A 23980-nucleotide genomic window follows, 5' to 3' on the forward strand; every position below is an offset into this window, starting at 1 on the left:
CCATTCATGTTCTATTGAATCAAGCTTAGAAAGCTCGTGCCGTTCCCCGTTCCCTTCACCCCGAAGTTGTCGGCGATCGTCGCCGCCAAATCGGCGAACGTCGGGCGCACGCCGATCGAAGCCCCGCCGGCCATCGCCGGGCTGTAAGCGAGCAAGGGCACGTACTCCCGCGTATGGTCGGTTCCGGAATGCGTCGGATCGTTGCCGTGGTCGGCGGTTACGATGAGCAGATCGTCCGGGCCGAGACGTTCCGCCAGGCGAGGCAGCGCCTGATCGAACGCCTCAAGAGCGGCGGCATAGCCCGCCGGATCCCGCCGGTGCCCGTACAGCGAGTCGAAGTCGACCAGGTTGGTGAACAGCAGACCCTCGAACGGACGGCCCAGCTGCTCCAGCGTCACCTCGACGCCGTGGTCGTTGCTCTTCGTCGGAATGGCTCGCGTAATGCCTTCCCCGCTGAAAATGTCGTTGATCTTGCCGACCGCGACGACCTCGCGCCCGCTCTGCTTGAGCGCGGTAAGCACCGTCGGCTGCGGCGGCTTCAACGCGTAGTCGTGTCGATTCGGCGTGCGGACGAACGCGCCCGGCTTGCCGATGTAAGGACGGGCAATGACTCGTCCCACCGAGAACTCGTCCTTAAGCGTGAGACGCCGAGCCACCCGGCAGGCGTCGTAAAGCTCCTCGAGCGGAATGACCTCTTCGTGTGCCGCGATCTGAAACACGCTGTCGGCGGACGTATAGACGATCCAGGAACCGCTTCTCATCTGTTCTTCGCCGAGCTCGTCCAAAATCGCCGTACCCGAAGCCGGCTTGTTGCCGATGGAGCTCCGTCCGGTCTCCGTCTCGAACGCCTTCAGCAGTTCGTCGGGAAAACCGTTCGGGAACGTCCGGAACGGAGTCGTTAGCTTCAGTCCCATCAGTTCCCAATGGCCGGTCATCGTGTCTTTGCCTGCCGACACCTCGGCCATCTTGCCGTAGCGGGCAAGCGGGACCGGCTCTTCCTTCCAGTCGCCGAGCGGCGCGATGTTGCCGAGTCCCCACTGCCGCAAATTCGGCAGTGACAGACCCGGCACGCTCGACAGAATGTGTCCGAGCGTGTGCGAGCCCGCGTCTCCATAACGCGCGGCGTCGGGCAACTCCCCGATGCCGACGCTGTCCAGAACGATGACGGCGATGCGACGATAAGCCATGTTGGTCTCCAGCCCCCTATTCCTTCTCGCGCGCTCGCGGATGCGCCCGATCGTAGACTTCCTTCAGCCGACGCTTTTCCGTCGGCTGATAGGCCTGCGTGCTGGCGGCCGCCGCATGGCCGAGCATCTCCTGGACGGAGCGGAGATCCGCTCCGCCCGACAGCAGATGCGCGGCGAACGACCGGCGCAGCGTATGCGGCGTCATCGTCTCGTCCACTCCGGCTTCCCGCGCGAGTTCCTTGATTTTTTTCCAACAGCCTTGCCTTGTCATTCTTGTGCCCAGATGGCCGAGGAACAGCGCCGGATCGGGCTTGTCCTCCCGGGTTAGGCAGGGTCTCGCTTCCTGTATGTATTTTATCACCCATTCGACGCAGAAGGAACCGATCGGCACCATCCGCTCCTTGCCGCCCGGACCGACGCAGACAATGAGACCAAGCTCTGTCCGGACATGCTCCAGATCGAGCGCCAGCAGCTCGGATACCCGGAGTCCCGAAGCATACAGCACCTCCAGCATCGTCCGGTCTCGAACGCCCGATGGCGTATCGGTATTCGGCGATTCCAGCAGTTTGCGGATATCGTCCTCGGACATTGCCCGCTGAGGCTTGCGTTCAGGCTTGGGCGCCTCCAACCGGCTCGACGGGTCGTGCAGAATCAACCGGTCGTCCTGCAAATAGCGGAAAAATGCGCGGATCGAAGCCCGGCGGCGCAGCACGGTGGCGTTCGAGCGCGATTGGCTGCGGATTTTCCGCAAATAGGCGGTCAAGTGCTGCGGCTGCACCCGCTGCGGGTCCGTGATTCCGAGCCGCTCCAGTTCCGCGAGAACGTCTTCCAAGTCCCGGCGATAACCGTCCAGCGAATTCGCGGCAAGCCCCCGGTCGTCGCGCAAATGCCGCATAAAATCCGGCAACAACTCTTTCATGGCGGCTCTCCCATCTCTACGTTCGTTGCGTTGGAACGGTTCGTCTATAAGGTTCCACGCGTTCGCCGCCGAATCCTTTATTTTATTCGCCCAGCCACCAGAACAGCTTCAGCCGATCGCCAATCTCGGACGGAGGAAGCCGTTCCCCTTCTCCCGCCTGAAATACCTTGGCGGCGTTGCCTTCCGGAATTTTGTACGGATCGAGCGGCGAGAGCAAGCCGGCCATCCACCCGAACACGTGATGAACGCCGACAGTCAGCCCGAGGAACAGAAGCGTGAACTGCAGCCTTTCCCACCATTTTCCTTTTCCGTCTCCCATGGCGATCCCCCCGTCCGCATAACGCCGATACCCCACCTTATGCGGACAAGGAGTCGTTCATGCAGGCCGCGAAACGCATCCGGTTCGCCCTATAGCTAATTTGTTGTATCGTTAAGCTTCATCCTGGCGATGAATTCGGCGCAGCAGCTCCATCATCTGTCCGTGAACGTTCGCGGCTTCTTCAGCCGTGACGCCGGCTTGGACGAACAGCTTCTCCGGAATCGCGCAAGCCTGCCGCTTGAGCGATCTGCCCTGAGGAGTCAGCTCGATCCGCACGTTCCGCTCATCCTCGGGATCTCGGGTTCTTGTCAGGTAACCGGAGGTTTCCAGTTTTTTGAGCAGCGGGGTCAGCGTTCCCGAATCCAAATACAGACGGCGGCCGAGCTCTTTCACCGTAACGCCGTCCTTCTCCCATAGCGCCAGCAGCGCAATATATTGCGTATACGTCAGGCCGAGAGGCTGAAGCAGCGGATGGTAAAGCTTCGTAATCTCCCGGGCGCAGGCGTACACGGCAAAACAGATTTGATTGTCCAGCTTCAGCAAATCTTCGTCGTCCATGAGGTCCTCCTCTTGACAACCAAATTAAATTTTATACAATTTAATTGTATCATATGAGAAACGGGAGGGAAATATCGTGAGCCTATACGACATCGAAGTAAGCGACATTCGCGGTCAGAAGCAGTCGATGGCGGACTATCGCGGCCGCGTTCTCCTTATCGTCAACACGGCCACCCAATGCGGCTTCGCTCCCCAGTTCAAAGGGCTGCAGAAGCTGCACGAACAGTATGCGGACCAAGGACTGTCCGTACTCGGCTTTCCCAGCAACCAGTTCGCTCGCCAAGAGCCCGGCAACAACGACGAGATCCTGGCGGCATGCGAGCTGAATCATGGCGTCTCCTTTCCGCTCTTCGCCAAGATCGACGTCAAGGGACCCGGCGCCCACCCGCTGTACCGGCATTTGACGAATGTCAAACGCGGCTTTCTCGGATCGAAAACGATCAAGTGGAACTTCACCAAATTTCTCGTCGACCGCGATGGCCGCGTCGTCAAGCGTTTCCCGCCGACCGCCACTCCCGAGCGGATCGAAAGCTCGATCCGTACGCTGCTTTAAACGTTCGGCGCACGGATCCATCGCTTTTGCCGGCCGCAGACCAAGAAAGGGATGCCTTGAGCTCGAACGCGCGAGCTTTCAGGCATCCCTTTTCATTAATAATCTCAGGCGTTCCCGTTCCGGTCCTCGCCGCCGGCTTCCGCCGCTTTGGCATTGCATTTGGCGCAGATGCCCTGGAAGTCCAACCTGTGGTCGAGAACGGTAAAGCCGTATTCCCGCTCCAGCTTCTCCTCCAGCGGAATCAGCCAATCTTCCATGATCTCGGACACCTGACCGCATTGGACGCAGATCAGATGGTGGTGATGATGCTTGTTGCTCTCCGTCCGAAGGTCGTACCGCGCCACGCCGTCGCCGAAATTCAGCTTCTCGACGACATGCATCTCGCTGAGAAGCTCCAACGTCCGGTACACGGTAGCGAGTCCGATCTCCGGCGCGATGTCCTTCACCAGCATGAAGACGTCTTCCGCGCTTAAGTGATCCTCTTCGTTCTCCAGCAGCACCCGGAGAGTCGCCTCCCGCTGCGGGGTCAGCTTGTAGCCCTGGGATTGAAGCTGCTGCTTGATTTTCTCGATTCGGGCTTCCATCGTTCTCCCCCTCCGGCCGCACGGCGCACTTGGTTCCATTATAGGGGGAGGCCGTTTGGGAAGTCAAACGGGAAAACGCGAAGATCCGGGCGGATTCGACTCTAGAAGCGCCGGTCCGAGGCTTATGCGACTCCAGGGGCAACCCGCTGCAGCAGAAAAGGAGTGATGTAAGCTTCGAACATCGCCGCCGCGCCCAGCATCAGCAGCATGACGACGGCGACGGTCGTATGGGCGAGGAAAGGCGGAAGCAGCTTGCCTTTGCGCAGGTACAACCGTTCGCGGAATACGTAGTGGGCGAAGCGAGCTGCCGATACGCTGGCGATCGACAGTGCCGGCACGATGAGCACGTTCTGGGGAACGAGGGCGACGATCGACACGGCCACTCCCTTCCACGCCAGCTCGCGGACGATCAGGCCGATCGCGAAGCCGAGCAGTACGCCTTTAAGAAAATCGAGGGCAAGCACGAACGGCAGCCCGACGACCGTTAAGCCAAGCAGCCAGATCAGGCCTAGCCACTTCGCATACAGCCAAAAGCGTTCCTTGAACGCTTCCCCGGCGTCCAGCTGGGCCGGATGCCCGAAGGTCGTCCAATAGCCTTTGAGCTCGTCCGCCAAATTTTGCTGCTGGTCGAGCGTCAGGGCGTTGACGAGCAGCGCGCCGAACACCGCGCCGGAGAACAGCAGCACGCCGATGAACAAATAGAGGTTGAAATGGTTGCGGGCCGACAGATTCCAGGGGCGTACGTTCACGGCGGGTGCCTCCTTGTCCGTTACCGAATCAAGGTATGTGTATGTCGGACAAGGCCCGATTATGCCCGACGCCCGCCAGCCGAAACCGCGATCGCCCCGTATTTCCCGCCGCTTCCCGGCTCGAACGAGAGCGTTCCCTCGCGCGCTGCCATGATCAGCTCCGCGAGCCTTGTTCCCGCCGCTCGCTCCAGTTCGCCGGGCGACGCCCGGTGGAGCACGTTCATCTCCGTTCCGAGCTCGGCGAGCAGCTTCTCCCGCATTTTCGGACCGACGCCGGGGAAGAACGACAGCGGCACCTGCCCGCGGTACGGAGGCCGGCCGGCGACGGCCGCTTCCGGATCGTTGCGATCGGTCAGCTCTCCGACGCGGCCGGAGACGCCGCGTACGATCCGGGCGCTGCCGCAATGAGGGCAGACGTCGGCCGTCTCGCTGCCGACCGGCGTCTTGCAAGCGGCGCAATAAGTGGTATGGTATTTGCCCAGCTGAGGATGAAGTCCAATGTTGGCCGCGATGCCTCTGCCGCCTTCGCCTCTCAGCGCCCGCACCCACTCTTCGAACGTCGGTTCGGCCAACCGCAGCTCGTTGCATTCTCTGCCGATCATACCGGTCGAATGGGCGTCCGAATTGGTCAAGAACGGGAAGCTGTCGAGCTGGCTCAGACCCGACGCCATCTCGGTGTCGGCGCTCAAGCCAAGTTCCACCGCCGCGACGCCGGCCGGGTCCAGCCGATCCGCGACTCGATCGGCGGAACAGCCTAGCAGCCCCCGATGCGGGGTGAAAATATGCGCGGGGACGAGAACGCCCCCGCGCGCCAGCAGCTCCCGCTGCACTTCACCGGCCGTCGCGCGGATCCGCTGGGAGCTGAGCCGAACGTTCTTCATGCGCGGCATCATCCATGCCGTCCAGCCCCGCATCGCATCGATTGTCGGCAAGTAGGCGAGCAGATGGAACGGCCCGCCGCCCGGTTCCATCACCTCCAGCTCGCACCCGAGCAGAATGACGGTGTTGCGGTAGCGAATTCCGCCTCCTGCCGCCTCTTCCATCTCGCCCGACTCAAGGCAGGCCGCGATGTCTTCCTGAACGGCGGGCGAGTGGCAGTCGATAACTCCGACCAGCTCGACGCCCTTGCGTTCCGACGCTTCGCGGGCGATCGAGCGGAACGTCAAGTTCCGGCTGGCGCTGATCTTTACCGCTTCTCCCCGATCGCTGCTGCCGATATGCACATGCAGATCGGCAAAAACGGTCCGCAGGCTCGTCATGCCCGCCACTGTCCCGTCAGTGTTCGATTCCGCCATAAGCTGACGGCCAGCACCGTCTTGGCGTCGAAGATTTTGCCCGAAGCCAGATAATCGTCGGCCTGCTCCGCCGTGATCGCCTCGCACGTCAGAAACTCTTCGTCGTCCAGACGGACTTCCCCGCGCTCCAAATCCTCGGCCAGATACAGATGGATTACCTCGTCGGCAAATCCGGGCGAAGTCGAGAACGAGCGAAGATGCCGGATCGTGCGCGCTCGGTATCCCGTCTCCTCCTCCAGTTCCCGTCCGGCCGCTTCCATCGGGTCCTCGCCCGGTTCCAGCTTGCCGGCCGGAATCTCCACTTGCGCGCGTTCGAGCGCCTTGCGGAACTGCTCGACGACGAGCATGCGGTCCTCCAGCATGGCGATGACGGCGACCGCTCCCGGATGCTTGACGATCTCGCGCGTGGCCGTCTCCCCGTCGGGCAGCTTGACCGTATCGACCTGCAGCGAGATGATGCGGCCGCCATATATGGGCTGCGAAGACACCGTCTCTTCATAGAACGGATGCTTCGTCGCGTCGGATTCACTCATTTTTCCAATCCCTCCTGTCATGAAAAAGCCGTTCGGCTCATAGGTAAACGATATAGGCTTGTCCGGAGGAAAGCAAGCGATACGGGCGGCGGAAAGAGGAGGAAAAACGGATGCTCAAGCGGTACGTCGCGGAAAATCGGCTTCAGTGGGTAGGAAAAGCGTGGGAAATTCGGTACGCGCTCAGGCAGGAGCAAAAACAAAGAGGCGGGGAAGCGCGTCTCAAAGACTTGCTCCCCGCCGGACAGATTGTCTCCAAGCGTCGGTCCTGAACGAATGGCAACGGACGGCTAATCGGCCAAATCTTGCGGATTCAACCGGATCGAAGCGGTCTGCGGCGTCGTCGGCAGCCGGCTTCCGCCCTTCGGCTCAATTGTGAGCAAGAGCGCCTTCCACAGCTCCGGCCGAACGTTGCGCGAGTAAAGATGGGCTTGATTCTGATGAAATTGAAGCAGTCCCAGGTTCGCATTGCCCCCGTCGGATTGCGCCCATGCCTGGACGTCCAGCGAATCGGAAGGAAGCATGCCTTCGAGCAGCAGGAACATCTCGTGCGTCCGCACGTTGATCCATACCGTCTCCTTTGTATCCGCCGACGTGCCCGGGGAGCCGCGGTCCAGCTTGTAGACGACCGTATCGGGCCGGCTCATGACGGCCGCGCCGTTCGGCTCGTGCAGTTCGGCGTAGCGCTCCGGGCTGACCGTCCCCGACTCTCCCCCGCTCCGGTTGACAAGCAGTAGCCCGGCAAACAAGACGAGGGCGACGCCGGTCCCGGCTAGGGTAAGCCAGGCTGGTCGCTGAGCGGCCGCGCGCCATCTCGCCGACCATTTGCGGCCGATGCCGTACCAGACGACCGCGGTGCGCAGACGGCGCTTCAGGCGGCTTGTTGCAGACGGGGGCGGATATGCCTTTTCCGTTGTCCGCATATCCGTTAGTTCAGAGCGCGGCGTGGAATGGAGCCGCAAATGCGTCCAACCGTTGTCTCCTTCCGTTTCCCCGTATATCCCGGTCGTTCGATTATCTCCGCTAACGGGCCCGCCGCCCAGCAACATCTCCCATTGCCGAGAACATGCCTCGCATGCGGAACACGTGTCCCGGTGGCGGCGAAGCAGCGCCATTTCTTCGGGATCCAGCTTTCCCGCGTGCCAATCGATCCATTTCTCTTCGGCTACGCCGCAGGGCTCATTCCGCATGTCCGCCATCTCCTTCCGGCTCGCCCCAACCCAACTGGGCCATGGCTCTCCTCAGATGATGAAGGCCGTAGCGCACCCGCGACTTGACCGTGCCGAGCGGAACCTGCCAGTCTTCCGCGAGCTCGCGCTGGGTCCGCGAAGAGAAGTAGGCGGCGGCCAGCGTCTCCCGCTGCGGATTGGAGAGGGTCTGCATCGCGCCGCGGAGCGCCTCCCTCTCCATCCGAGCGACAACCGTCTCTTCCGGCAGCGGCAGGCCTCGGCGGCCGGCTTCGCGCTCCGGCTCGGCGTCCTCGCGAAGCACGATCTTGCTCCGTTTGCGCAGCCGGTCCAGACAGCGGCTCTTCAATTGAATCGCGAGCCAAGCTTCGACCGAACCGCGAACGGCATCGTAACGTTCCGGATGACGGATCACCGCCAGCAGCACGTCGTGGCAGGCGTCTTCCGCCTCCATCCGGTCCTCCAGCATTCGGCAGGCGAGCGGCATCAGCCAGGCGACCGCCCGTTCATAGAAGCGGTCGAACGCTTCCGTCGAGCCTTCGCCGATCTCCTGGAGCCACTTCGCCATGTCTTCGTTATGGTTTCGGGCCATCGCATGCATGAAGTTCCCCCGCTTTGAGCTTTTGTACCCTATACATAACAGAAAATTTCGCTCGCGAACACACCTCCGATCGGTTTTTTAAGTTCCTTTAAGGTTGCTTTAAGCTAACTTTTATCTGAAATTTCGACTCTGCGACAAATCCGCCTTCCATCCCGGCGCGTAGTCCGGATGAAACCTAATTACTCGCCTCGGGAGGGGTCCTCAGTCATGTTGAAGATCTGGAAAAGTAGTTTGGCATCCATTGCCGCATTGATGCTGACCGTGAGTTTTATCGCCTTCTCGGCGCCCGCATCCGCCGCAGGCGGCGTCGAGCTGTACACGCCGTATACGAACCTGTCGGCGGCGCCGGGCGAATCGCTTTCCTACGATGTCGATCTGATCAACAACAGCAGCTCGATCCAGACCGTCGACTTAAGCTACAGCGGGCTGAGCTCGGATTGGAAAACGGATCTGACGGCCGGAGGCCATCCGATCCACGAGATTTCGATCAAGCCGAACGATACGCAGACGGTCAACGTCAGCGTACAAGTGCCGTTCGAGGTTAGCAAAGGCAATTACAAGCTCGTTTTGAACGCCGGCTCGTTCGGAGCGCTCGGGCTGAAGATCAACATCTCCGAGCAAGGCACCTACAAGACCGAGCTGACGGCGGAACAGCCGAATATGCAGGGCCACAGCGACTCCACGTTCACGTATAACCTGACGCTTGCCAACCGGACGGCGAGCAAGCAGCAGTATGCGCTGGCCGCCGAAGCGCCGGCTGGTTGGGACGCCAAGTTCTCGGCGAACGGCAACGACGTCACCGCCGTCGACATCGATCCGAACGCGACGCAGGCGATTACGCTGACGCTGACGCCCGCCGACAAAGCTGCCGCTCAAACGTATCAAATCCCTGTACACGCTTCCAACAGCAACACTTCCGCCGACGCTACGATGGAAGCCGTTATCACCGGAACGTACGGCATTAACCTGACGACGAGCGACCAAGTGCTCAGCGCCAACGTTACCGCCGGAGGAACGCGCACCGTCGAGATGGTCGTGCAAAACACGGGCACGGCGGACCTGACCAATGTCAGCCTGACGTCCACCGCGCCGACCGATTGGGAAGTAACGTTCGAGCCGAAGACGATTACCTCGATCAAGCCCGGAGAGTCGAAGCCGGTAACGGCCACGATCAAGTCGTCCAGCAAGGCTCTGTCCGGCGACTATGTCGTCGGCGTGACCGCCCAAGCGGCGGAGAAGTCGGCCGACGCGGCGCTGCGCGTGACGGTCAAGACGTCGGTATTCTGGGGCTGGATCGGCGTGCTGATCATCGCGGCCGTGCTCGCCGGCATCTACTTCCTCTTCCGCAAATACGGGAGGCGTTAAGCCATGGAACAAGCGGTTATCGAATTAAACGGTCTGACCAAGCGGTACGGGGAGTTCACGGCGGTCTCGGGTTTGAACCTGTCGATTCGAGCCGGCGAAATCTTCGGCCTGCTGGGTCCGAACGGAGCGGGCAAGACAACCACGATCCTGATGATGCTCGGCCTGACGGAACCGTCGGCCGGCACGGCGACCGTCTGCGGCATCGACGCGACGCGCAACCCGATGCAGGTCAAACGCCGGGTCGGGTACATGCCGGACGACGTCGGTTTTTACGAGGACCGCACGGGGCTCGACAACCTCGTGTATACTGCCCGCCTCAACCGCATTCCCGCGAAGGAAGCGCGAGTGCGGGCGGAGCAGATGCTGGAAAAAGTCGGGCTGTCGGAGGCTGCACATAAAAAAACCGGCGCCTATTCGCGCGGGATGCGGCAGCGCCTCGGCCTCGCCGACGTGCTGATCAAGCAGCCGGAAGTGATCATCCTCGACGAACCGACGCTCGGCATCGACCCGGAAGGCGTGCGCGAGCTACTGACGCTCATCCGGGACCTTAGCCGCAACGAAGGGCTCACCGTTCTGCTGTCCTCGCACCATCTGCACCAGGTGCAGCAAATTTGCGATCGCGTCGGCCTGTTCGTCGGCGGCAAGCTGATCGCCTCCGGCGACCTGGACGCGCTGTCCCGCGAGCTCGACGGCGGCCCGACCCGCCTGGTCGAAGCCGACATCCGCGGCTGGACCCCGGAGCTGACGGACGCGATTGCCGCCATCGAGCACGTGTCCGGCGTCACTTCCGGAGACGCCGACGCTCTAGACAACGCGGCTGCCGGCGACGCGGGCAGCGTCACGGTCCGCGTCGCCGGAACCGCGGACTTCACGCCGCAGCTCGCATCCGTCATCGTCGGCAGCGGCGCGGAGCTGCTGGGTCTAAGACCGATGCGTTACGGTCTGGACGAAATTTATCATCGCTACTTCGAAGGAGGGGACAGCCGTGACCGCGTTCATTGAAAAACTGCGCCGCCCGGCACGCGAAACGTCGGCCTCCGGCGTCGAAAGAACGCCCTCTCCGTTCTGGGTCATGGTCCAGAAGGAATTCGGAGATCACATTCGCAGCTGGCGGTTCGTCATTCTGCTGGCGATCGTAACGCTCGCTTGCGCAGGTTCCATCTATGCCTCCATCACGGCGCTTAAGAACGGGCAGTCGACGGAAGGCGGCACCGATACCTCGTTCCTTTTCCTGAAAATGTTCACCGAATCGGACGGTTCGCTGCCCAACTTCCTGACGTTCCTGTCGTTCCTCGCGCCGCTGATCGGCATTGCGATCGGCTTCGACTCGGTCAATTCCGAACGCAACAAAGGCACGCTCAGCCGCATCATGTCGCAGCCGGTCTACCGCGACGACTTCCTGAACGCCAAATTCGTCGCCGGGCTGCTGCTGATCGCCGTCGTGGTGTTCGCTCTCGGCTTCCTGGTCATGGGAATGGGGCTGTTCACGATCGGCTACCCGCCGACGCCGGAAGAGTTCTGGCGCGTATTCGTCACGCTGATCATTACGACCATCTACGTCGGCCTCTGGCTCAATCTGGCGCTGCTGTTCTCCGTTCGCTTCCGCCAATCGGCAACGTCGGCGCTCAGCGGCATCGCGGTCTGGATCTTTTTCCTCGTGTTCTACGGCATGATCGTCAACCTGATCGGCAACGTCACCGCACCCAGCGATCCGTCGAACGCCGCCGCGGTGATCAACCAGCAGGACTGGCTCATGCTGCTGAACCGGATCTCCCCCGCCTATCTGTTCCAGGAAGCCGCCTCGACGCTCCTGCTTCCGGATACGCGGACACTCAATCCGTTCATCACGCAGGACCAGGCTTACCTCGCGATCAATGCGCCGCTGTCGTTCGGACAGAGCCTGCTGCTCGTCTGGCCGCAAGTCGTCGCGATCATCGCCGAGACGGCGCTTTCGTTCGCCGCATCCTACGTCGCGTTCATGCGGCAGGAGATCCGCTCTCGCTCCTGATTTCCTTGAACGTCCTTCCCCGCCCGGCTGCAAATGGCCGGGCTTTTTCTATTCATGCGGGCGTTTGTTCTTTTTCTTCTTTTCATCCATATCCCGTTCGCTCAGGGCTGGGCCTCCTCCCCTCTTATTCCGCCTTTCAATCGATATCCCTCTCGCTCAGGCGAAGTGCTATTTGCCTCTTTTCGTCCAAATCCCGTTCACTCAGGAGCCCTACAATCCTTACATTTTTCATTAACTAAATGGAAATTTTTATTGATATAAGAACGTATGTTTGGTAAAATGAGAACAAGAACAAATATTCGCATTCGAGGTGGATGGAATGTTCGTTGGATCTATCGATAACGACCGGCTGCGCAGTCTCCTCGATAGTGAAGAAGCCTGCGTCCAAGCTTTGTACGACGCCAAATGGCCGGACGGCTACCGCTGCCCGCGCTGCGAACATCCTCACGCCTATGTAATCTCCACCAGAAGATTCCCCCTTTTTGAATGCCGCAATTGCAAAAAACAAACTTCGCTTATCGTCGATACTGTTTTTCAGGGGACGCGGACGCCTTTGCATTTATGGTTTCAAGCCATTTACCTTCACAGCCGCCCCGAAGGAATTAACGCGCTTCGACTTGCCGAGACGATCGGCGTTACTTATAAAACAAGCTGGTTGATCTGCCATAAACTGCGTACGGCGATGAGCCATGCTGAAGCCAGCCGGTTGCTGGAAGGCCTCGTTCGCGTGACCGACACGACGATTTATTATCGGCTCGCGGGGATTTCGAACTGGCAGCCTCAGGAACAATCGGTGCTGATCGCCGCTTCTGCCGGAGAGATCGGTTATTTGGAACGAATTAAGATCGAGAGACAGGACAAAAACTTGTTGAAAAACCGTTTAACCTCGCCTTCTGCCGCTTCTTTTGTGCTTCGGCACGTAGCGCCGGAAGCGTGGAACGACTTGACGATCACCCGCCGGCGTAAAGAACACGACCGCGCGTTATTGTCCGTCGGCGAAGCGTTGGACAATTGGCTGGCTTGGTTGTTTCGCGGCGTCGGACCTAAGCATTTGCAGGCGTATATCACCCATTTTTGCTATTGGTGGAACGAGAGAAACCGATCGATGTTCGAAGATTTGTTGAAATGGTGCGCAGCGACCCCGCGGACAACGTATCGGGAATTGACAGGCCGCGCAGCTGGTCGATCGAGCCGACCTGTCCGGTCCGCGAATCCGGCATCGAGAGTAGTTGCCGGGTAATTTGGGGCACGAAGCGCAAACTTATGCTGCGCGCAGCAGGACTACACGCAATATAGCAGTAGATCACACCTTAGAGCTTGTGCCTGTCCGAGCGCTCCTGAGCGAACGGGATTTCCAAGTAAAGATCCGAGAGGGTTCGATGGTGCAAGCTTTCTGAGCGAGCGGGATATCGGTAAAAAGAGGATTTGGGAACAGGTTCGAGGCAGGGATGCCGGATTGAAGTACAGAGCTAAAAAGCAAAGCTGAAAAAGCGGAGTTGAGAAGCAGAGGCCCTTCCTGAGCGATAGGGATATCGGCAAAAAGAGAGGGTATGAATGAGCTTACAGGGCACGGCAAATGGGATTACCCAAACTCGAAAGAAACCTCGGTCCTCGGGCATGAAAGCCGAGGTCCGAGGGCGCTTTTCGCTTAGCGACGGCCCGTGAATTAAGAAATGAGGGAGGCGCCATTTGAGGACAGCTCGTAAATCCGAGCTTCGTGAGGGCGAAGGTCCGCGGGAAGTGGTTCTTCGCCGCGGTTGGACGTATAGTTGCTCAGCAGCAGGCGGGCCTTGGCGCCGAGCAGCCGCGCCGGCCATTCGAGCGCTGACGGATCGTCCGAGTGATTCAGCATGACAAGCCAGACGACATCGCCAAGCGTGCGGGTGTAGACGTACAGATACTCATCGCCCTTCCATTCCGGCAGTTCAGCGAAGTCTCCGTATACCATGACCGGGTTATTTTTGCGAAGACGGATCAGTTCTTGGTAGTAACGGTATACGGAATCCGAGGCCGCGCGGTCTTTCGCCGCGTTGATCTCAATGTAGTTGGGGTTAACGCGAATCCAAGGCCGGCCGGACGTGAAGCCCGCGTTCGGAGAGTCGTCCCACTGCATCGGCGTTCGGGAGTTGTCGCGGCTGAGCGGCTGCAGCCGGGTCAGTGTCCGAACCGGATCGCACCCGCGGGCAACGGCTTCGGCGTAGCGGTTCTTCATTGCGATATCGTCATAGTCATCGATGGAATCGAAGCGCACGCCGGTCATGCCGATCTCTTCGCCTTGGTAAATATAAGGAATGCCCGGCAGCGTGTGCAGCATTGTCGCCAGCAGCTTGGCCGATGCGATCCGATAGGCGCCGTCGTTGCCGTAGCGGCTTACTTGCCGCGTATGGTCGTGATTGTTCAGAAACTGGGAGTTGGAGCCTCGGCCCCATAGCCCCTCATACCAGCGCCGTTGAATGTCCTTGAAGCGCAGCATGTCCCAGGACGGCATTTCGTCGCAAATCTCGAAATGGAACAGCATGTTCATCTCGCCCCGGTCTTCCCCGACGTACAGCAGCCCCTCCTCCGGCGACACGAACGCCGCTTCGCCAACCGTGACGACGTCGTACCGCGCGAACGTCTCCGCATTCATCTCCCGCAAATATTCGTGCAAGCCCGGATGGTTCGTCAAATACCGAATGTCTTCCGGACGGTCCGCATCCAAGAAGACTTCCGGCTTGGCCAGGAGCGCGATCGCGTCCATCCGAAAGCCGTCGATTCCTTTATCCAGCCAATAACGCATCATCCGGTAAATCTCCTGCCTGACTTCGGGATTGCGCCAATTCAGGTCCGGCTGCGCAGACGCGAAGGAATGGAAATAGTACTGCCCCGTCTCCGCGTCCCATTCCCAAGCCGACGGCGAGAAATAGGACCGCCAATTGTTCGGCGGACTTCCGTCCTCCTTCGCCTCGCGCCAAATATACCAATCCCGCTTCGGGCTTCCCCTTGACGACCGCGCTTCCTTGAACCAGGGGTGGCGGTCGGACGTATGGTTGACGACCAGATCCATCATCAGCTTCATGCCGCGGCGGTGGACCTCGGAGAGCAGCCGCTCCCATATCTCCATCGTGCCTGCCTTCGCCATGACGGCCTCGTAGTCGGAAATATCGTAGCCATTATCCAGATCGGGCGATTCGTAAACCGGGTTGAGCCAGATGATGTCGACGCCTAGCTCCTGAATATGATCGAGCTTGCGGATGACGCCTTCCAGGTCGCCGATCCCGTCCCCGTCCGAATCGAAGAAGCTCCTCCAATATACTTGATAAACGACGGACTCCTTCCACCATCGTTGCCGTACAGCCGTCAATGGCCTCTACCTCCGTTACTCCGTCCCGGCACAAGCTTGCTGCCGATTGATGTTATTTCACCGCCCCTGCGGCGATGCCTTTGATGATGTACTTCTGCGCGAACAGGTAGAAGACGACAACCGGTATGATCGTCAGCACGAGCCCGGCCATCGCCAGGTTCCACTGAATGGTGAATTCTCCGAAAAAATAAAACGTGGATAACGGTATCGTCCGCAGCGCTTTGTCCGACAACGTGAGCGAGGGCAGAAGGTAATCGTTCCACATGGCGATGACATCAAGGATCGCGACGGTGACCGTAATCGTCTTCAGCAACGGGAAAACGATCCGCCAGAACAATCCGAATTTGCTGCAGCCATCTAACGTGGCTGCCTCCTCCAGCGCGACCGGCACCGACTTGATGAAGCCATGGAACAGAAAGACCGCCATGCTGGCGTGAAACCCGACGTTCATGTAAATAAGGCCGCCGCGCGTATTCAGCATCGGAATGTGAAGGTTCGTGCGGATCCAATCCATGACCTGCATGAGCGGCATCATGAGCGTCTGAAACGGGATCAGCATCGTGGAGACGAGCAGCAGGAACAGGAACCGGCTCAATCGGTCGTCCGTGCGGACGAACATCCACGCCGTCATCGAAGCCAGCACGACGACGATCAGGACGGAAATCACCGTGATGAACAAGGAATTGCCGAAAGCCGTCATAAAGTTCATCTTCTCCGCAGCCTTGCCGTAATACTGAAAGCTGAAGGAAGACGGCAGCGCCAGGGCGTTGCGGTACAGCTCGGCCCGGTCCTTGAACGAGTTGACGAGCATCAAGTAGATCGGCGACAGGAAGGCCAGCGACAGCAGAACGAGCAGCACGCTGCCGACGGATCGGCTCGTTGTCTTCATCAGTACTGGACCTCCCTCTTCTTAGTCAGAATAACTTGCGTCAACGTTACGATCGCCACGAGCAGGAAGAAGACGATCGCCTTCGCCTGGCCGAGGCCGTAATGGCCGTAGCCGAATATTTCATTATAGATGTTCATCGCGAACAGCTCGGTCGCATTGTTCGGTCCGCCCTTCGTCAGCGACAGGTTGACGTCGAAAATTTTGAAGGCGCCGGACAGGGTCAGGAACAGGCAGATCGTGAACGACGGCATGAGCAGCGGGAACACGATCCGGGTCAGCCGATGCCACCGGCCGGCCCCGTCCACTTTCGCGGCCTCGATCAGTTCGTCCGGAATTCCTTGCAAGCCCGCAACGTAAATAATCATCGTGTAGCCCGCCATCTGCCATGCGAAAACGATAACGGTTGCGAACAACGCGGTTTGCGGATGAATGAGCCAGTTGTAAAAGATCGAATCCATGCCCGTATGCTCGCCGATCGATTTGAACGCGTCGGTGAACACGAACTGCCAGATATATCCAAGAATCAGTCCGCCAATCAAATTCGGCATGAAAAACAACGTCCGCGCGACGTTGCTGACCCGGAGCTTTTGCGTGACCAGCAGCGAGAACGCCAGCCCGAGCACGTTGACGAGAACGAGCGCGAGCACCGTGAACTCGATCGTATGCCAAGCCGAGGTCAGGAAGCGATGATCCTTCAGCAGCGCGGTATAATTGTCCAAGCCGACGAACACTTTGGGGTTGGCGGGAATGCCGTCCCAACTGATAAACGAGTATCCGATCCCGATCAAGAACGGGATGATGACCACTGTCGCGAAAACGATCATGAGCGGCGCCGTAAACAGCGCATACCAGGCCTTCTCCTTGCGGTAACGCGTCGACATTCGGGGCTTCCCCCTTTCCGGTTGATAAAACGAAAACCTAACGCCGGAAGATGGGTTAGGCTTTCGTTAAAGAACGGGATACGGTGCGGTTATTTCGCTCCCTTGGCCCAAGCGGCATCGAGATTCTGCAGGAATTGCTCGCCGGTCATGTTCTTGTTCATGAAAAACTCCTGCGCGGCGGGCGCCAGATCGTTAACAATGATGCCTTGCGGGAAGTAGTTCATCGCCCACGGAATCGTATTGCCGCTCTTGGTCGCTTCATAGACGATTTGGGACAGCGGATCGAGATTGCTCGCTTCGATGTTCGTCATCGCCGGGATGAACTTGAACTCGTTCACGATGGCGTTCTTGCCGGAGTCGCTGGTGAACAGCCAATTCAGGAACGCGTTCGCCGCCTTGATCTCGTCCGGGTCGGCCTTGGCGTTGACGACCCAGTTGCTGGCGACGCCGACCGCGATCTTGTCGTTGCCGGCGAGCGGCAGCGGCATCATGCCGACATCGAAGCCGAGGTCTCCGTAATCGGCCAGCATGCTGTAGCTCCAGTTGCCCTGATGGACCATCGCCGTCTTGCCGGTCGCGAAATCGCCCATCTGCGAGTCATACTTGACTTCCATCGGATTCGGCGTATCGGCGCGAATCGCTTCCATGAATTTGGCGAATTCCTGAAATTCCTTCGTATCCGCCATCTTCACTTCGCCTTTGTTCAGCTTGTCGATGAACCCTTGCGGATCGGACTGAAGCGCGAACGGCGTATTGATGATATGGCCGATCAGGAAGTACGCTTCCTGAGAAAGGCTGAGGCCGGCCTTGCCGTCAGCCTTCAACTTCTCCAGCGTCTTGGTAAAAGAATCGAGGTCGGTTACGTCCTTCGGATCGACCAGACTTTTGTTGTACACGAGGCCGAAGCCTTCCACCCCGTACGGAACGCCGACCACTTTGTCGCCGTCCTTCAGCGCCATGTCGGGAGCGATATCCTTCACATACGGCTCGTTGCTGAGATCGGCGTAATACGATTTGAACTTATCCGCTTCTTCGCCGGTCGCGACGCTGAAGATCGTCGGCCCTTCGCCCGCGGCAAGCTTGGCCTGCAATTGGGTGGCGTAGGCGTCACCGGCGGAGCCCCACACTTCCACTTCGTTGCCGGTTTCCTTCTGATACGTCTTTGCCAGCGCTTCCAAAGGCTCCGCGATTTCGACTTTCGATTGGAACAGCGAGATCTTCTTCATCTTCTCCGGCGCAGCGGACGACGCTCCGGAAGCGGACGGAGATGCGTTGGAAGCGGAAGGCGCCGCTCCGGAAGCGGAAGACGAAACGTTATTCCCGTTATCGCCGGAGTTGCTGCCGCACGCCCCCAATACTCCGGCCATCGCCGTCGCCGTTAGTAAAACAGATAATGTTTTTACTTTTTTCAAGTTGTCTCCCCCTCGATTATAAATATTAAGTAAATTAAACATATCTTCGTTTACAATTTTCATCTTAGGCAATTTATAAAGCGCTGTCAATAATGTTTTACCCAAATTATCAGTAAAATAACAGTAAAACAAGAGTAAATTTCTTGAGAATCGTTTATTATCGCGTCGTCCTGCGCCACTTTATGCTTGCGCCGATTTTGAACGGCTCTTTACTCTCCGTCCCTTGGATCATCTCGAGCAGCTTTTTCGCCGCCAAGTATCCCGTCTCGTAACGCGGAATCGAGATGGTCGTCAGTCCTGCCACCGCAGCCGTGTCCGAATCGTCGAACCCGGCGATGGCGATGTCGTCGGGCACCCGGATCCGCTGCTCCTCGAATGCTCGAATGGCGCCGATAGCCATGTTGTCGCTCGCGCAGACGAGCACCTCGGGAAGGTCGTTGCTGAGGAGCATGAGCTTGGCCGCCTGATAGCCGCTTTTTTCGCGATAGTTGCCATGATAGTAATACTTTTGGTCGAACGCGATGCCGTTGCGGGCAAGCGTATCGGTGAAGCCCGCGAACCGCTCCTTATTGTCCAGCGTAAAGCTAAGCCCGCCGATAAAGCCGAATTTCCGATAGCCTTTGTCGACGAGCGCCTGCACCATATCGCTCATCACCGGGTAGTTGTCGACGACGACGCTCTTGGCGTTCACCCGTTCGTCCGCGAGAATCCGGTCCATCATGACAACGGGCAGGTCCGGTGTCGCGGCGGCGGCAATCTGCTCGTCCGTCATGCTTCCGTCCAGCACGATCGCGCCGCTGGCGAAGCTTTCGCGCAAAAAATTGGCGCTCGATTTATTGGTGCAGACGATGAAGTCGTATCCGTTCTCCGTCAAGCAGTCGCTCATGCCATGAATGATTTTCAAATAAAAATCCCGGTCGAAGTCGCTGAATACGAACACGATGGTCCGGTTCGCTTCCGGCTTCGCCTTTTTCGCGGCCGTCTGGGGATAATAGCCGTGCTCCGAGCAGATTTGCAATATTTTCTCCCGCGTCTCAGGACCTACGTTCTTGCGTCCGTTCAATACATTGGAGACGGTCGAGATCGACACTCCGGCAAGTTTGGCGATTTCCTTCAATCCGATCATTTCGTGTGGCCTCCGTAAAACGTATTTATATTTTTACTATATCATGAAATTATGTTTTGTAAATTTTACTTTAGTAAAAAGCGGTGGGATTTTATCAAATTCTCGACAATCGTTCGACAATAATTTTTATATTGACTCGATATATATTGGATGGATATAATGACGATGCAAGCAAAGACGAAGCCAACCAAAATGAAAAGAAGGAGAATTCGTCGTGAACAGTCAGGATGTCATTCTCGGCCTGCTCCACCGGCGCCCGATGTCGGGGTACGAGATCAAAGGAATGTTCGAAATGCCGCTGGGTTTTTTCTATGAAACGAGCTTCGGCACGATTTACCCGACGCTTGCCAAGCTGGAGAGCCAGGGTTTTATCGCCGGGGAAAGCGTTGTCCAGAGCGGCAAGCCGAACAAGAACGTCTATACGATAACAGCCGCCGGGAAGGCGCGTTTTCTGGAATATATGGAATCGCCGCTGGAGAAGAACGTGTTCCGCTCGGACTTGATGATGCGCTTGTTCTTCGCGGAGTTCGTCGGCGCAGGCAAGCTGATCGAATGGCTGCGGCAGGAGATTGAGGACTCGGAAAGGGAATACGGGTCGATGCTCGACCGGAAACAGCAATGGGAAGAACGAGCGTCGGGTCCCACTATCTGCTTGAACATCGGCCTTCGGTTGACGGAGGGTAAAATCAAAGCTTTGAAGGAAGAGCTGGCCAAGCTGCAGGGAGAGGATGAAGGTTAACATGTCAAACGGATCGCAAAAAACGGGGCTGATCGTGCTCGCGATGGCTCTCGGACTGCTGATGACGTCGTTGGATAATACGATCGTGTCGGCCTGCATCAACAAAGTGATCGCCGATATCGGCGGATTCGAGCAAATCACCTGGGTGTTTACCGCCTACATGCTCGCCTCGACCAGCACGATGCTCATTTTCGGCAAGCTGTCCGACTTGTTCGGCAGAAAATTGTTCTATTTGATCGGCATCGGTTTATTCCTGGCGGGGTCGGCACTGTGCGGGACGGCGGGCAATATCGATCAACTCATCTTGTTCCGCGCGATTCAGGGGATCGGCGCGGGCTCGGTGTTCCCGATCTCGTTCTCGATCATTTTCACGCTGTTCGGAGATCCGAAGCAAGCGGCGAAGCTGTCCGGGGTCATGGGCGCGGTGTTCGGCCTGTCTTCCGTCGCCGGGCCGCAATTGGGCACGCTGATCTCCGATCACTGGAGCTGGCGCTGGTGCTTCTACGTGAACTTGCCGATCGGGATCGCCTCGATGCTCGTCTTGCTGTTCGCGCTGCGGGAATCCCGCTCCGACCGCAAGCCGAAGATCGACTTCGCCGGAGCCGCGCTGCTGGTCGTCTCGACCGTATCGCTGATGCTCGCCTTGGAGCTCGGAGGCAAAAATTATGCCTGGGACTCCTGGCAAATCATCGGCTTGTTCGCTCTGGCCGCAGCCGGAACCTCCTCCTTTCTGCTCGTCGAGACCCGTGCAGCCGAGCCGATGCTTCCCCTGCCGATTTTCCGCAACCGGCTGGTGCTGGGAACTTGCATCCTCTGCTTCTGCCAAGGAGTCATCATGTTCTCGGCGATCACTTATTTGCCGATCTACGCGGTAGCGGTGCTGGGCCGCGCCAACTCGAACGGCCTGCTGACTCCGATGATGGCTTCTCTCATCTGCGGCGCCATCCTGTCCGGCTTCGTCGCCTCCCGCTTCCGGTTCCGAACCGTCTTGTTCGGCAACATGGCGCTAGGCGTCATCGCCTCCCTGCTGCTCATGTCGCTCTCGCCTGACGCGCCCTACTGGCAAGTCGTCGGCATCATGATCCTGCTCGGCCTCGGCGTCGTCGGCCCGCTCATGAGCCTGGCCCAAAGCGCGGTCGCGATGAGCGTCGATGCCAAATACATCGGCGTCTCCTCGTCGGTCGTCGGCTTCTGGCGCAACATCGGCGGCATTATGGGCGCCTCGATCATGGCCGTGATCGTCAACAGCCGGCTGCACGACTCGGCCAGCCAGGCGGGCCGTCAATTCGGCATCCCGCAGGACCAGCTCTCCACTTTGACCAACCCGGAGAACGTCATCCGCGCCGCCGACAAGCTGTCTCCCGACCTGCTCGCCTTTCTGAAAAACGCTATCGGCTCCGCCATTAATCACGGCTTCGTCTTGGCCCTGTGCGTGACCGCGTTCGGCGCTGCCGTCGCGCTGACGGTCGGACGCGCCAGGCTGGCACCGAAACCGACAGACGCACAGGCCGAATCTCCTTCGGCCAGCCATATCGCATAACGCGCCTATGCTCACAAGATAACCCCACAAAGCGGGGCTTGGCTTAGAAGCTTACTCAGGTACTTTGCGGGGACCCCGGGGACTTATACATTCTTATATTGCGAAAAGCCCCGTTCGCCCTTGCCGGCGACCGGGGCTTGCCGCATATTGAGCAATTCGGAAGAAACGCGCAGCGGGCAGACATGATATTCTGGAAAAAAAACGATGGGAGGACAATGAAATTGACGAATAGCCAAGCCTCGCTTCCGAGAGTCGTATCCCGGGAAGAATGGTTCGCCGCCCGCCAGGATCTGCTCGTCAAAGAAAAGGAAGCGACCCGTGCGCTGGACGCGCTCGCCGCGGAGCGCCGCAAGCTCCCGATGGTCCGAGTCGACAAAGACTATGTTTTCGAAGGAAAAGGGGGGAAGGTGAGCTTGCTCGATCTGTTCGACGGCCGGCGGCAGCTGATCGTCTACCACTTCATGTTCGCCCCGGAATGGGAAGAGGGCTGTGTCGGCTGCTCGATGCTCGTCGACGGGATGGGCCATCTCTCGCACCTTCACGCCCGAGACACTTCGCTGGTCCTTATCTCGCGGGCCCCGCTGGACAAGATCGAACCGTTCCGGAAACGAATGGGCTGGACCGTCCCGTGGTACTCCTCGTATGAGAGCGAATTTAACTACGATTTTGGGGCCACGAACGACAAAGGAGAAATTTCTTGTCTGAGCGTCTTCCTCCGGGACGGAGACGACGTCTTCCAAACGTATTTCACCTCGGCGCGCGGGACCGACCGGCTGAACTTTCATTTCAATTACCTTGAAATGACGCCGTTCGGCCGGCAAGAAACCTGGGAGGACTCCCCCGAGGGGTGGCCGCAAACCCAGCCGTACGTATGGTGGCGTCACCACGACAAGTACGTTCCGGCAAAAGCCGCCCCCCATTCATGCTGCGACCCGGAATAAGAAGTTCGGACCTAACGGAAGGTTCGTTCCATGCGAATCCATAGGAAAAAGCAGGGCTGCGCGCCCTGCTTTTTCCCTTTTCGACCGTGGAGCACGCTTGAAATTACGCCCGATGGGCCGCCTCCCGGATGAGCGCGACGACGAGGTCGGCGACGCGGACGAGATCGTCCGCCTTGATCCGTTCCTTGGTCGTATGGATATCCTTGTAGCCGACCGCCAAATTGACGGTGGCCACCCCCTTGCCGTTGAACACGTTGGCGTCGCTGCCGCCGCCGGAGACGAACGTGCGCGGCGTCGCGCCGATGCTCGTCAAAGCCTTTTTGGCGAGCTGCACGACTTCGGCGTCGTCGGCGAAGCTGAACGACGGGTACACGATCTCGCTCGCGAACTCCGACGTTCCTCCATATTCGCCGGCTGCCGATTCGAGCGCTTCCTTCATCGCCTCGAGCTGGCGGTCCAGCTTTTCCTGCACGATGCTGCGTGCTTCCGCGTCCAGCTTGACATAGTCGCAGACGATGTTGGTCGGTCCGCCGCCTTCGAATTTGCCGATATTGGCGGTCGTCTCGCGATCGATCCGGCCGAGCGGCATGCGCGAGACCGCCTTGGACGCGACCTGGATGGCACTGATGCCGTCCTCCGGATTGACGCCCGCATGCGCCGATCTGCCGCGAATGACCATCTTGACTTTGGCCTGCGTCGGCGCAGCCACCGCGATGTCGCCGATCTCGCCGTTCGAATCGAGAGCGAAGCCGATGTTGGCGCGGAGCCGGTCCGCATCCATCGCTCTCGACCCGACCAGGCCGGATTCCTCGCCGATGGTGATGACGAACTGAACCGGACCATGCGGCACGTTCTGTTCCGACAGCATCTCAAGTGCTTCCAGCATAGCCGCGATCCCCGCTTTGTCGTCGCTGCCGAGAATCGTCGTGCCGTCGCTCCGGATGTAGCCGTCGTCGTCCAAGCGCGGCTTGATTCCTTTGCCGGGCGTCACCGTATCCATATGCGAGGTCAGCAGCAGGGCCGGAACGCTCTCATGCCCCGCGGTAGCGGGCAGCCAGGCGAACAGGTTGCCGGCGCCGTGTCCCGTCCGCTCCGCGGCGTCGTCCTCGGTCACTTCCAAGCCGAACTGCGAGAAGCTCCGCTTCAATGCGTCGCTGATCCGGGCTTCGTTCCCGGTCTCGCTGTCGATTCGGACCAGCTCCATAAATCGTTCCAAAATCCGCTCGCGGTTCGCCATCCCTGTTTTCCTCCCCG

Annotated in this window: 25 protein-coding genes; 9 read left to right on the plus strand and 16 right to left on the minus strand. The window is 59.1% G+C overall.

The window, feature by feature from the left end; genetic code table 11:
- Positions 1 to 11: 11 nt before the first annotated feature.
- The 4 genes from H7C18_RS06060 to H7C18_RS06075 all read right to left on the minus strand — a co-directional run bounded on the left by H7C18_RS06060 (position 12) and on the right by H7C18_RS06075 (position 2983).
- The gene (locus H7C18_RS06060; protein ID WP_185128126.1) at positions 12 to 1187 is read right to left on the minus strand and encodes a phosphopentomutase; all 1176 of its coding nucleotides are present in this window, start codon (positions 1185 to 1187) and stop codon (positions 12 to 14) included.
- A gap of 16 nt (positions 1188 to 1203) precedes the next feature.
- Positions 1204 to 2106: a tyrosine recombinase gene (locus H7C18_RS06065; RefSeq protein WP_185128127.1), complete on the minus strand. Its 903-nt coding sequence runs from the start codon at positions 2104 to 2106 to the stop codon at positions 1204 to 1206.
- Between the two features lie 82 nt (positions 2107 to 2188).
- Positions 2189 to 2425 carry a DUF4227 family protein gene (locus H7C18_RS06070; RefSeq protein ID WP_185128128.1) on the minus strand — a complete coding sequence of 79 codons (237 nt, stop codon included), beginning with the start codon at positions 2423 to 2425 and terminating at the stop codon, positions 2189 to 2191.
- Between the two features lie 111 nt (positions 2426 to 2536).
- Entirely contained in the window at positions 2537 to 2983 is a 447-nt protein-coding gene (locus H7C18_RS06075; protein ID WP_185128129.1) for a MarR family winged helix-turn-helix transcriptional regulator, read from the minus strand.
- A gap of 76 nt (positions 2984 to 3059) precedes the next feature.
- On the opposite strand from H7C18_RS06075, the gene H7C18_RS06080 reads away from it, so the two are divergent.
- Positions 3060 to 3536, plus strand: a complete 477-nt coding sequence (locus H7C18_RS06080; RefSeq protein ID WP_185128130.1) for a redoxin domain-containing protein — start codon at positions 3060 to 3062, stop codon at positions 3534 to 3536.
- A 104-nt stretch (positions 3537 to 3640) separates the two neighbouring features.
- On the opposite strand, the gene fur is transcribed toward H7C18_RS06080, so the two are convergent.
- The 4 genes from fur to H7C18_RS06100 all read right to left on the minus strand — a co-directional run bounded on the left by fur (position 3641) and on the right by H7C18_RS06100 (position 6697).
- Positions 3641 to 4120 (minus strand): ferric iron uptake transcriptional regulator, encoded by a 480-nt coding sequence (fur, locus tag H7C18_RS06085; protein ID WP_185128131.1) that lies wholly within the window; start codon positions 4118 to 4120, stop codon positions 3641 to 3643.
- 122 nt (positions 4121 to 4242) lie between these two features.
- The gene (gene spoIIM, locus H7C18_RS06090) at positions 4243 to 4869 is read right to left on the minus strand and encodes a stage II sporulation protein M (protein ID WP_185128132.1); all 627 of its coding nucleotides are present in this window, start codon (positions 4867 to 4869) and stop codon (positions 4243 to 4245) included.
- Positions 4870 to 4928: 59 nt separating this feature from the next.
- Positions 4929 to 6128 carry an endonuclease Q family protein gene (locus H7C18_RS06095; protein WP_185128133.1) on the minus strand — a complete coding sequence of 400 codons (1200 nt, stop codon included), beginning with the start codon at positions 6126 to 6128 and terminating at the stop codon, positions 4929 to 4931.
- Positions 6125 to 6697 carry an NUDIX domain-containing protein gene (locus H7C18_RS06100; protein WP_185128134.1) on the minus strand — a complete coding sequence of 191 codons (573 nt, stop codon included), beginning with the start codon at positions 6695 to 6697 and terminating at the stop codon, positions 6125 to 6127. The genes H7C18_RS06095 and H7C18_RS06100 overlap by 4 nt, the downstream gene beginning before the upstream one ends.
- A gap of 110 nt (positions 6698 to 6807) precedes the next feature.
- Between H7C18_RS06100 and mciZ the strand changes: the two genes are divergently transcribed.
- The gene (gene mciZ / locus H7C18_RS06105) at positions 6808 to 6966 is read left to right on the plus strand and encodes a Z-ring formation inhibitor MciZ (RefSeq protein WP_185128135.1); all 159 of its coding nucleotides are present in this window, start codon (positions 6808 to 6810) and stop codon (positions 6964 to 6966) included.
- Positions 6967 to 6984: 18 nt separating this feature from the next.
- On the opposite strand, the gene H7C18_RS06110 is transcribed toward mciZ, so the two are convergent.
- Both H7C18_RS06110 and H7C18_RS06115 read right to left on the minus strand, forming a co-directional pair.
- Positions 6985 to 7884 (minus strand): anti-sigma factor, encoded by a 900-nt coding sequence (locus H7C18_RS06110; protein WP_185128136.1) that lies wholly within the window; start codon positions 7882 to 7884, stop codon positions 6985 to 6987.
- A complete protein-coding gene (locus H7C18_RS06115; protein ID WP_185128137.1) occupies positions 7874 to 8482 on the minus strand; it encodes an RNA polymerase sigma factor in 609 nt (202 codons plus the stop codon). Before H7C18_RS06115 ends, H7C18_RS06110 begins: the two co-directional genes overlap by 11 nt.
- 207 nt (positions 8483 to 8689) lie before the next feature.
- On the opposite strand from H7C18_RS06115, the gene H7C18_RS06120 reads away from it, so the two are divergent.
- The 4 genes from H7C18_RS06120 to H7C18_RS06135 all read left to right on the plus strand — a co-directional run bounded on the left by H7C18_RS06120 (position 8690) and on the right by H7C18_RS06135 (position 13095).
- The gene (locus tag H7C18_RS06120) at positions 8690 to 9847 is read left to right on the plus strand and encodes a COG1470 family protein (RefSeq protein WP_185128138.1); all 1158 of its coding nucleotides are present in this window, start codon (positions 8690 to 8692) and stop codon (positions 9845 to 9847) included.
- A gap of 3 nt (positions 9848 to 9850) precedes the next feature.
- Complete coding sequence (locus tag H7C18_RS06125; protein WP_185128139.1) at positions 9851 to 10849, plus strand: ABC transporter ATP-binding protein; 999 nt, start codon at positions 9851 to 9853, stop codon at positions 10847 to 10849.
- A complete protein-coding gene (locus tag H7C18_RS06130; RefSeq protein WP_337912992.1) occupies positions 10833 to 11855 on the plus strand; it encodes an ABC transporter permease in 1023 nt (340 codons plus the stop codon). Before H7C18_RS06125 ends, H7C18_RS06130 begins: the two co-directional genes overlap by 17 nt.
- Before the next feature lie 319 nt (positions 11856 to 12174).
- Entirely contained in the window at positions 12175 to 13095 is a 921-nt protein-coding gene (locus H7C18_RS06135; protein WP_238357513.1) for a transposase, read from the plus strand.
- Positions 13096 to 13521: 426 nt separating this feature from the next.
- Here the strand turns inward: H7C18_RS06135 and H7C18_RS06140 are convergent, their stop codons facing one another.
- The 5 genes from H7C18_RS06140 to H7C18_RS06160 all read right to left on the minus strand — a co-directional run bounded on the left by H7C18_RS06140 (position 13522) and on the right by H7C18_RS06160 (position 19506).
- Positions 13522 to 15198: a glycoside hydrolase family 13 protein gene (locus tag H7C18_RS06140; RefSeq protein WP_185128141.1), complete on the minus strand. Its 1677-nt coding sequence runs from the start codon at positions 15196 to 15198 to the stop codon at positions 13522 to 13524.
- Positions 15199 to 15250: 52 nt separating this feature from the next.
- A complete protein-coding gene (locus H7C18_RS06145) occupies positions 15251 to 16087 on the minus strand; it encodes a carbohydrate ABC transporter permease (RefSeq protein WP_185128142.1) in 837 nt (278 codons plus the stop codon).
- A complete protein-coding gene (locus H7C18_RS06150; RefSeq protein ID WP_185128143.1) occupies positions 16087 to 16968 on the minus strand; it encodes a carbohydrate ABC transporter permease in 882 nt (293 codons plus the stop codon). Before H7C18_RS06150 ends, H7C18_RS06145 begins: the two co-directional genes overlap by 1 nt.
- Positions 16969 to 17057: 89 nt before the next feature.
- Positions 17058 to 18380 carry a sugar ABC transporter substrate-binding protein gene (locus H7C18_RS06155; RefSeq protein WP_185128144.1) on the minus strand — a complete coding sequence of 441 codons (1323 nt, stop codon included), beginning with the start codon at positions 18378 to 18380 and terminating at the stop codon, positions 17058 to 17060.
- Positions 18381 to 18537: 157 nt separating this feature from the next.
- Positions 18538 to 19506, minus strand: coding sequence for a LacI family DNA-binding transcriptional regulator (locus tag H7C18_RS06160; RefSeq protein ID WP_185128145.1), 969 nt, complete (start codon positions 19504 to 19506; stop codon positions 18538 to 18540).
- A gap of 214 nt (positions 19507 to 19720) precedes the next feature.
- On the opposite strand from H7C18_RS06160, the gene H7C18_RS06165 reads away from it, so the two are divergent.
- From H7C18_RS06165 to H7C18_RS06175, 3 genes are all read left to right on the plus strand, one after another.
- Positions 19721 to 20245, plus strand: coding sequence for a helix-turn-helix transcriptional regulator (locus H7C18_RS06165; RefSeq protein WP_185128146.1), 525 nt, complete (start codon positions 19721 to 19723; stop codon positions 20243 to 20245).
- Position 20246: 1 nt separating this feature from the next.
- Complete coding sequence (locus tag H7C18_RS06170) at positions 20247 to 21785, plus strand: MDR family MFS transporter (protein WP_185128147.1); 1539 nt, start codon at positions 20247 to 20249, stop codon at positions 21783 to 21785.
- Positions 21786 to 22006: 221 nt separating this feature from the next.
- Positions 22007 to 22726, plus strand: a complete 720-nt coding sequence (locus H7C18_RS06175) for a DUF899 domain-containing protein (protein WP_238357492.1) — start codon at positions 22007 to 22009, stop codon at positions 22724 to 22726.
- 103 nt (positions 22727 to 22829) lie between these two features.
- On the opposite strand, the gene H7C18_RS06180 is transcribed toward H7C18_RS06175, so the two are convergent.
- Positions 22830 to 23963 (minus strand): M20/M25/M40 family metallo-hydrolase, encoded by a 1134-nt coding sequence (locus tag H7C18_RS06180; protein ID WP_185128149.1) that lies wholly within the window; start codon positions 23961 to 23963, stop codon positions 22830 to 22832.
- Positions 23964 to 23980: the final 17 nt, after the last annotated feature.

Origin of the sequence: Cohnella zeiphila (assembly GCF_014212055.1) — a bacterium.
GTDB lineage: Bacteria > Bacillota > Bacilli > Paenibacillales > Paenibacillaceae > Cohnella > Cohnella zeiphila.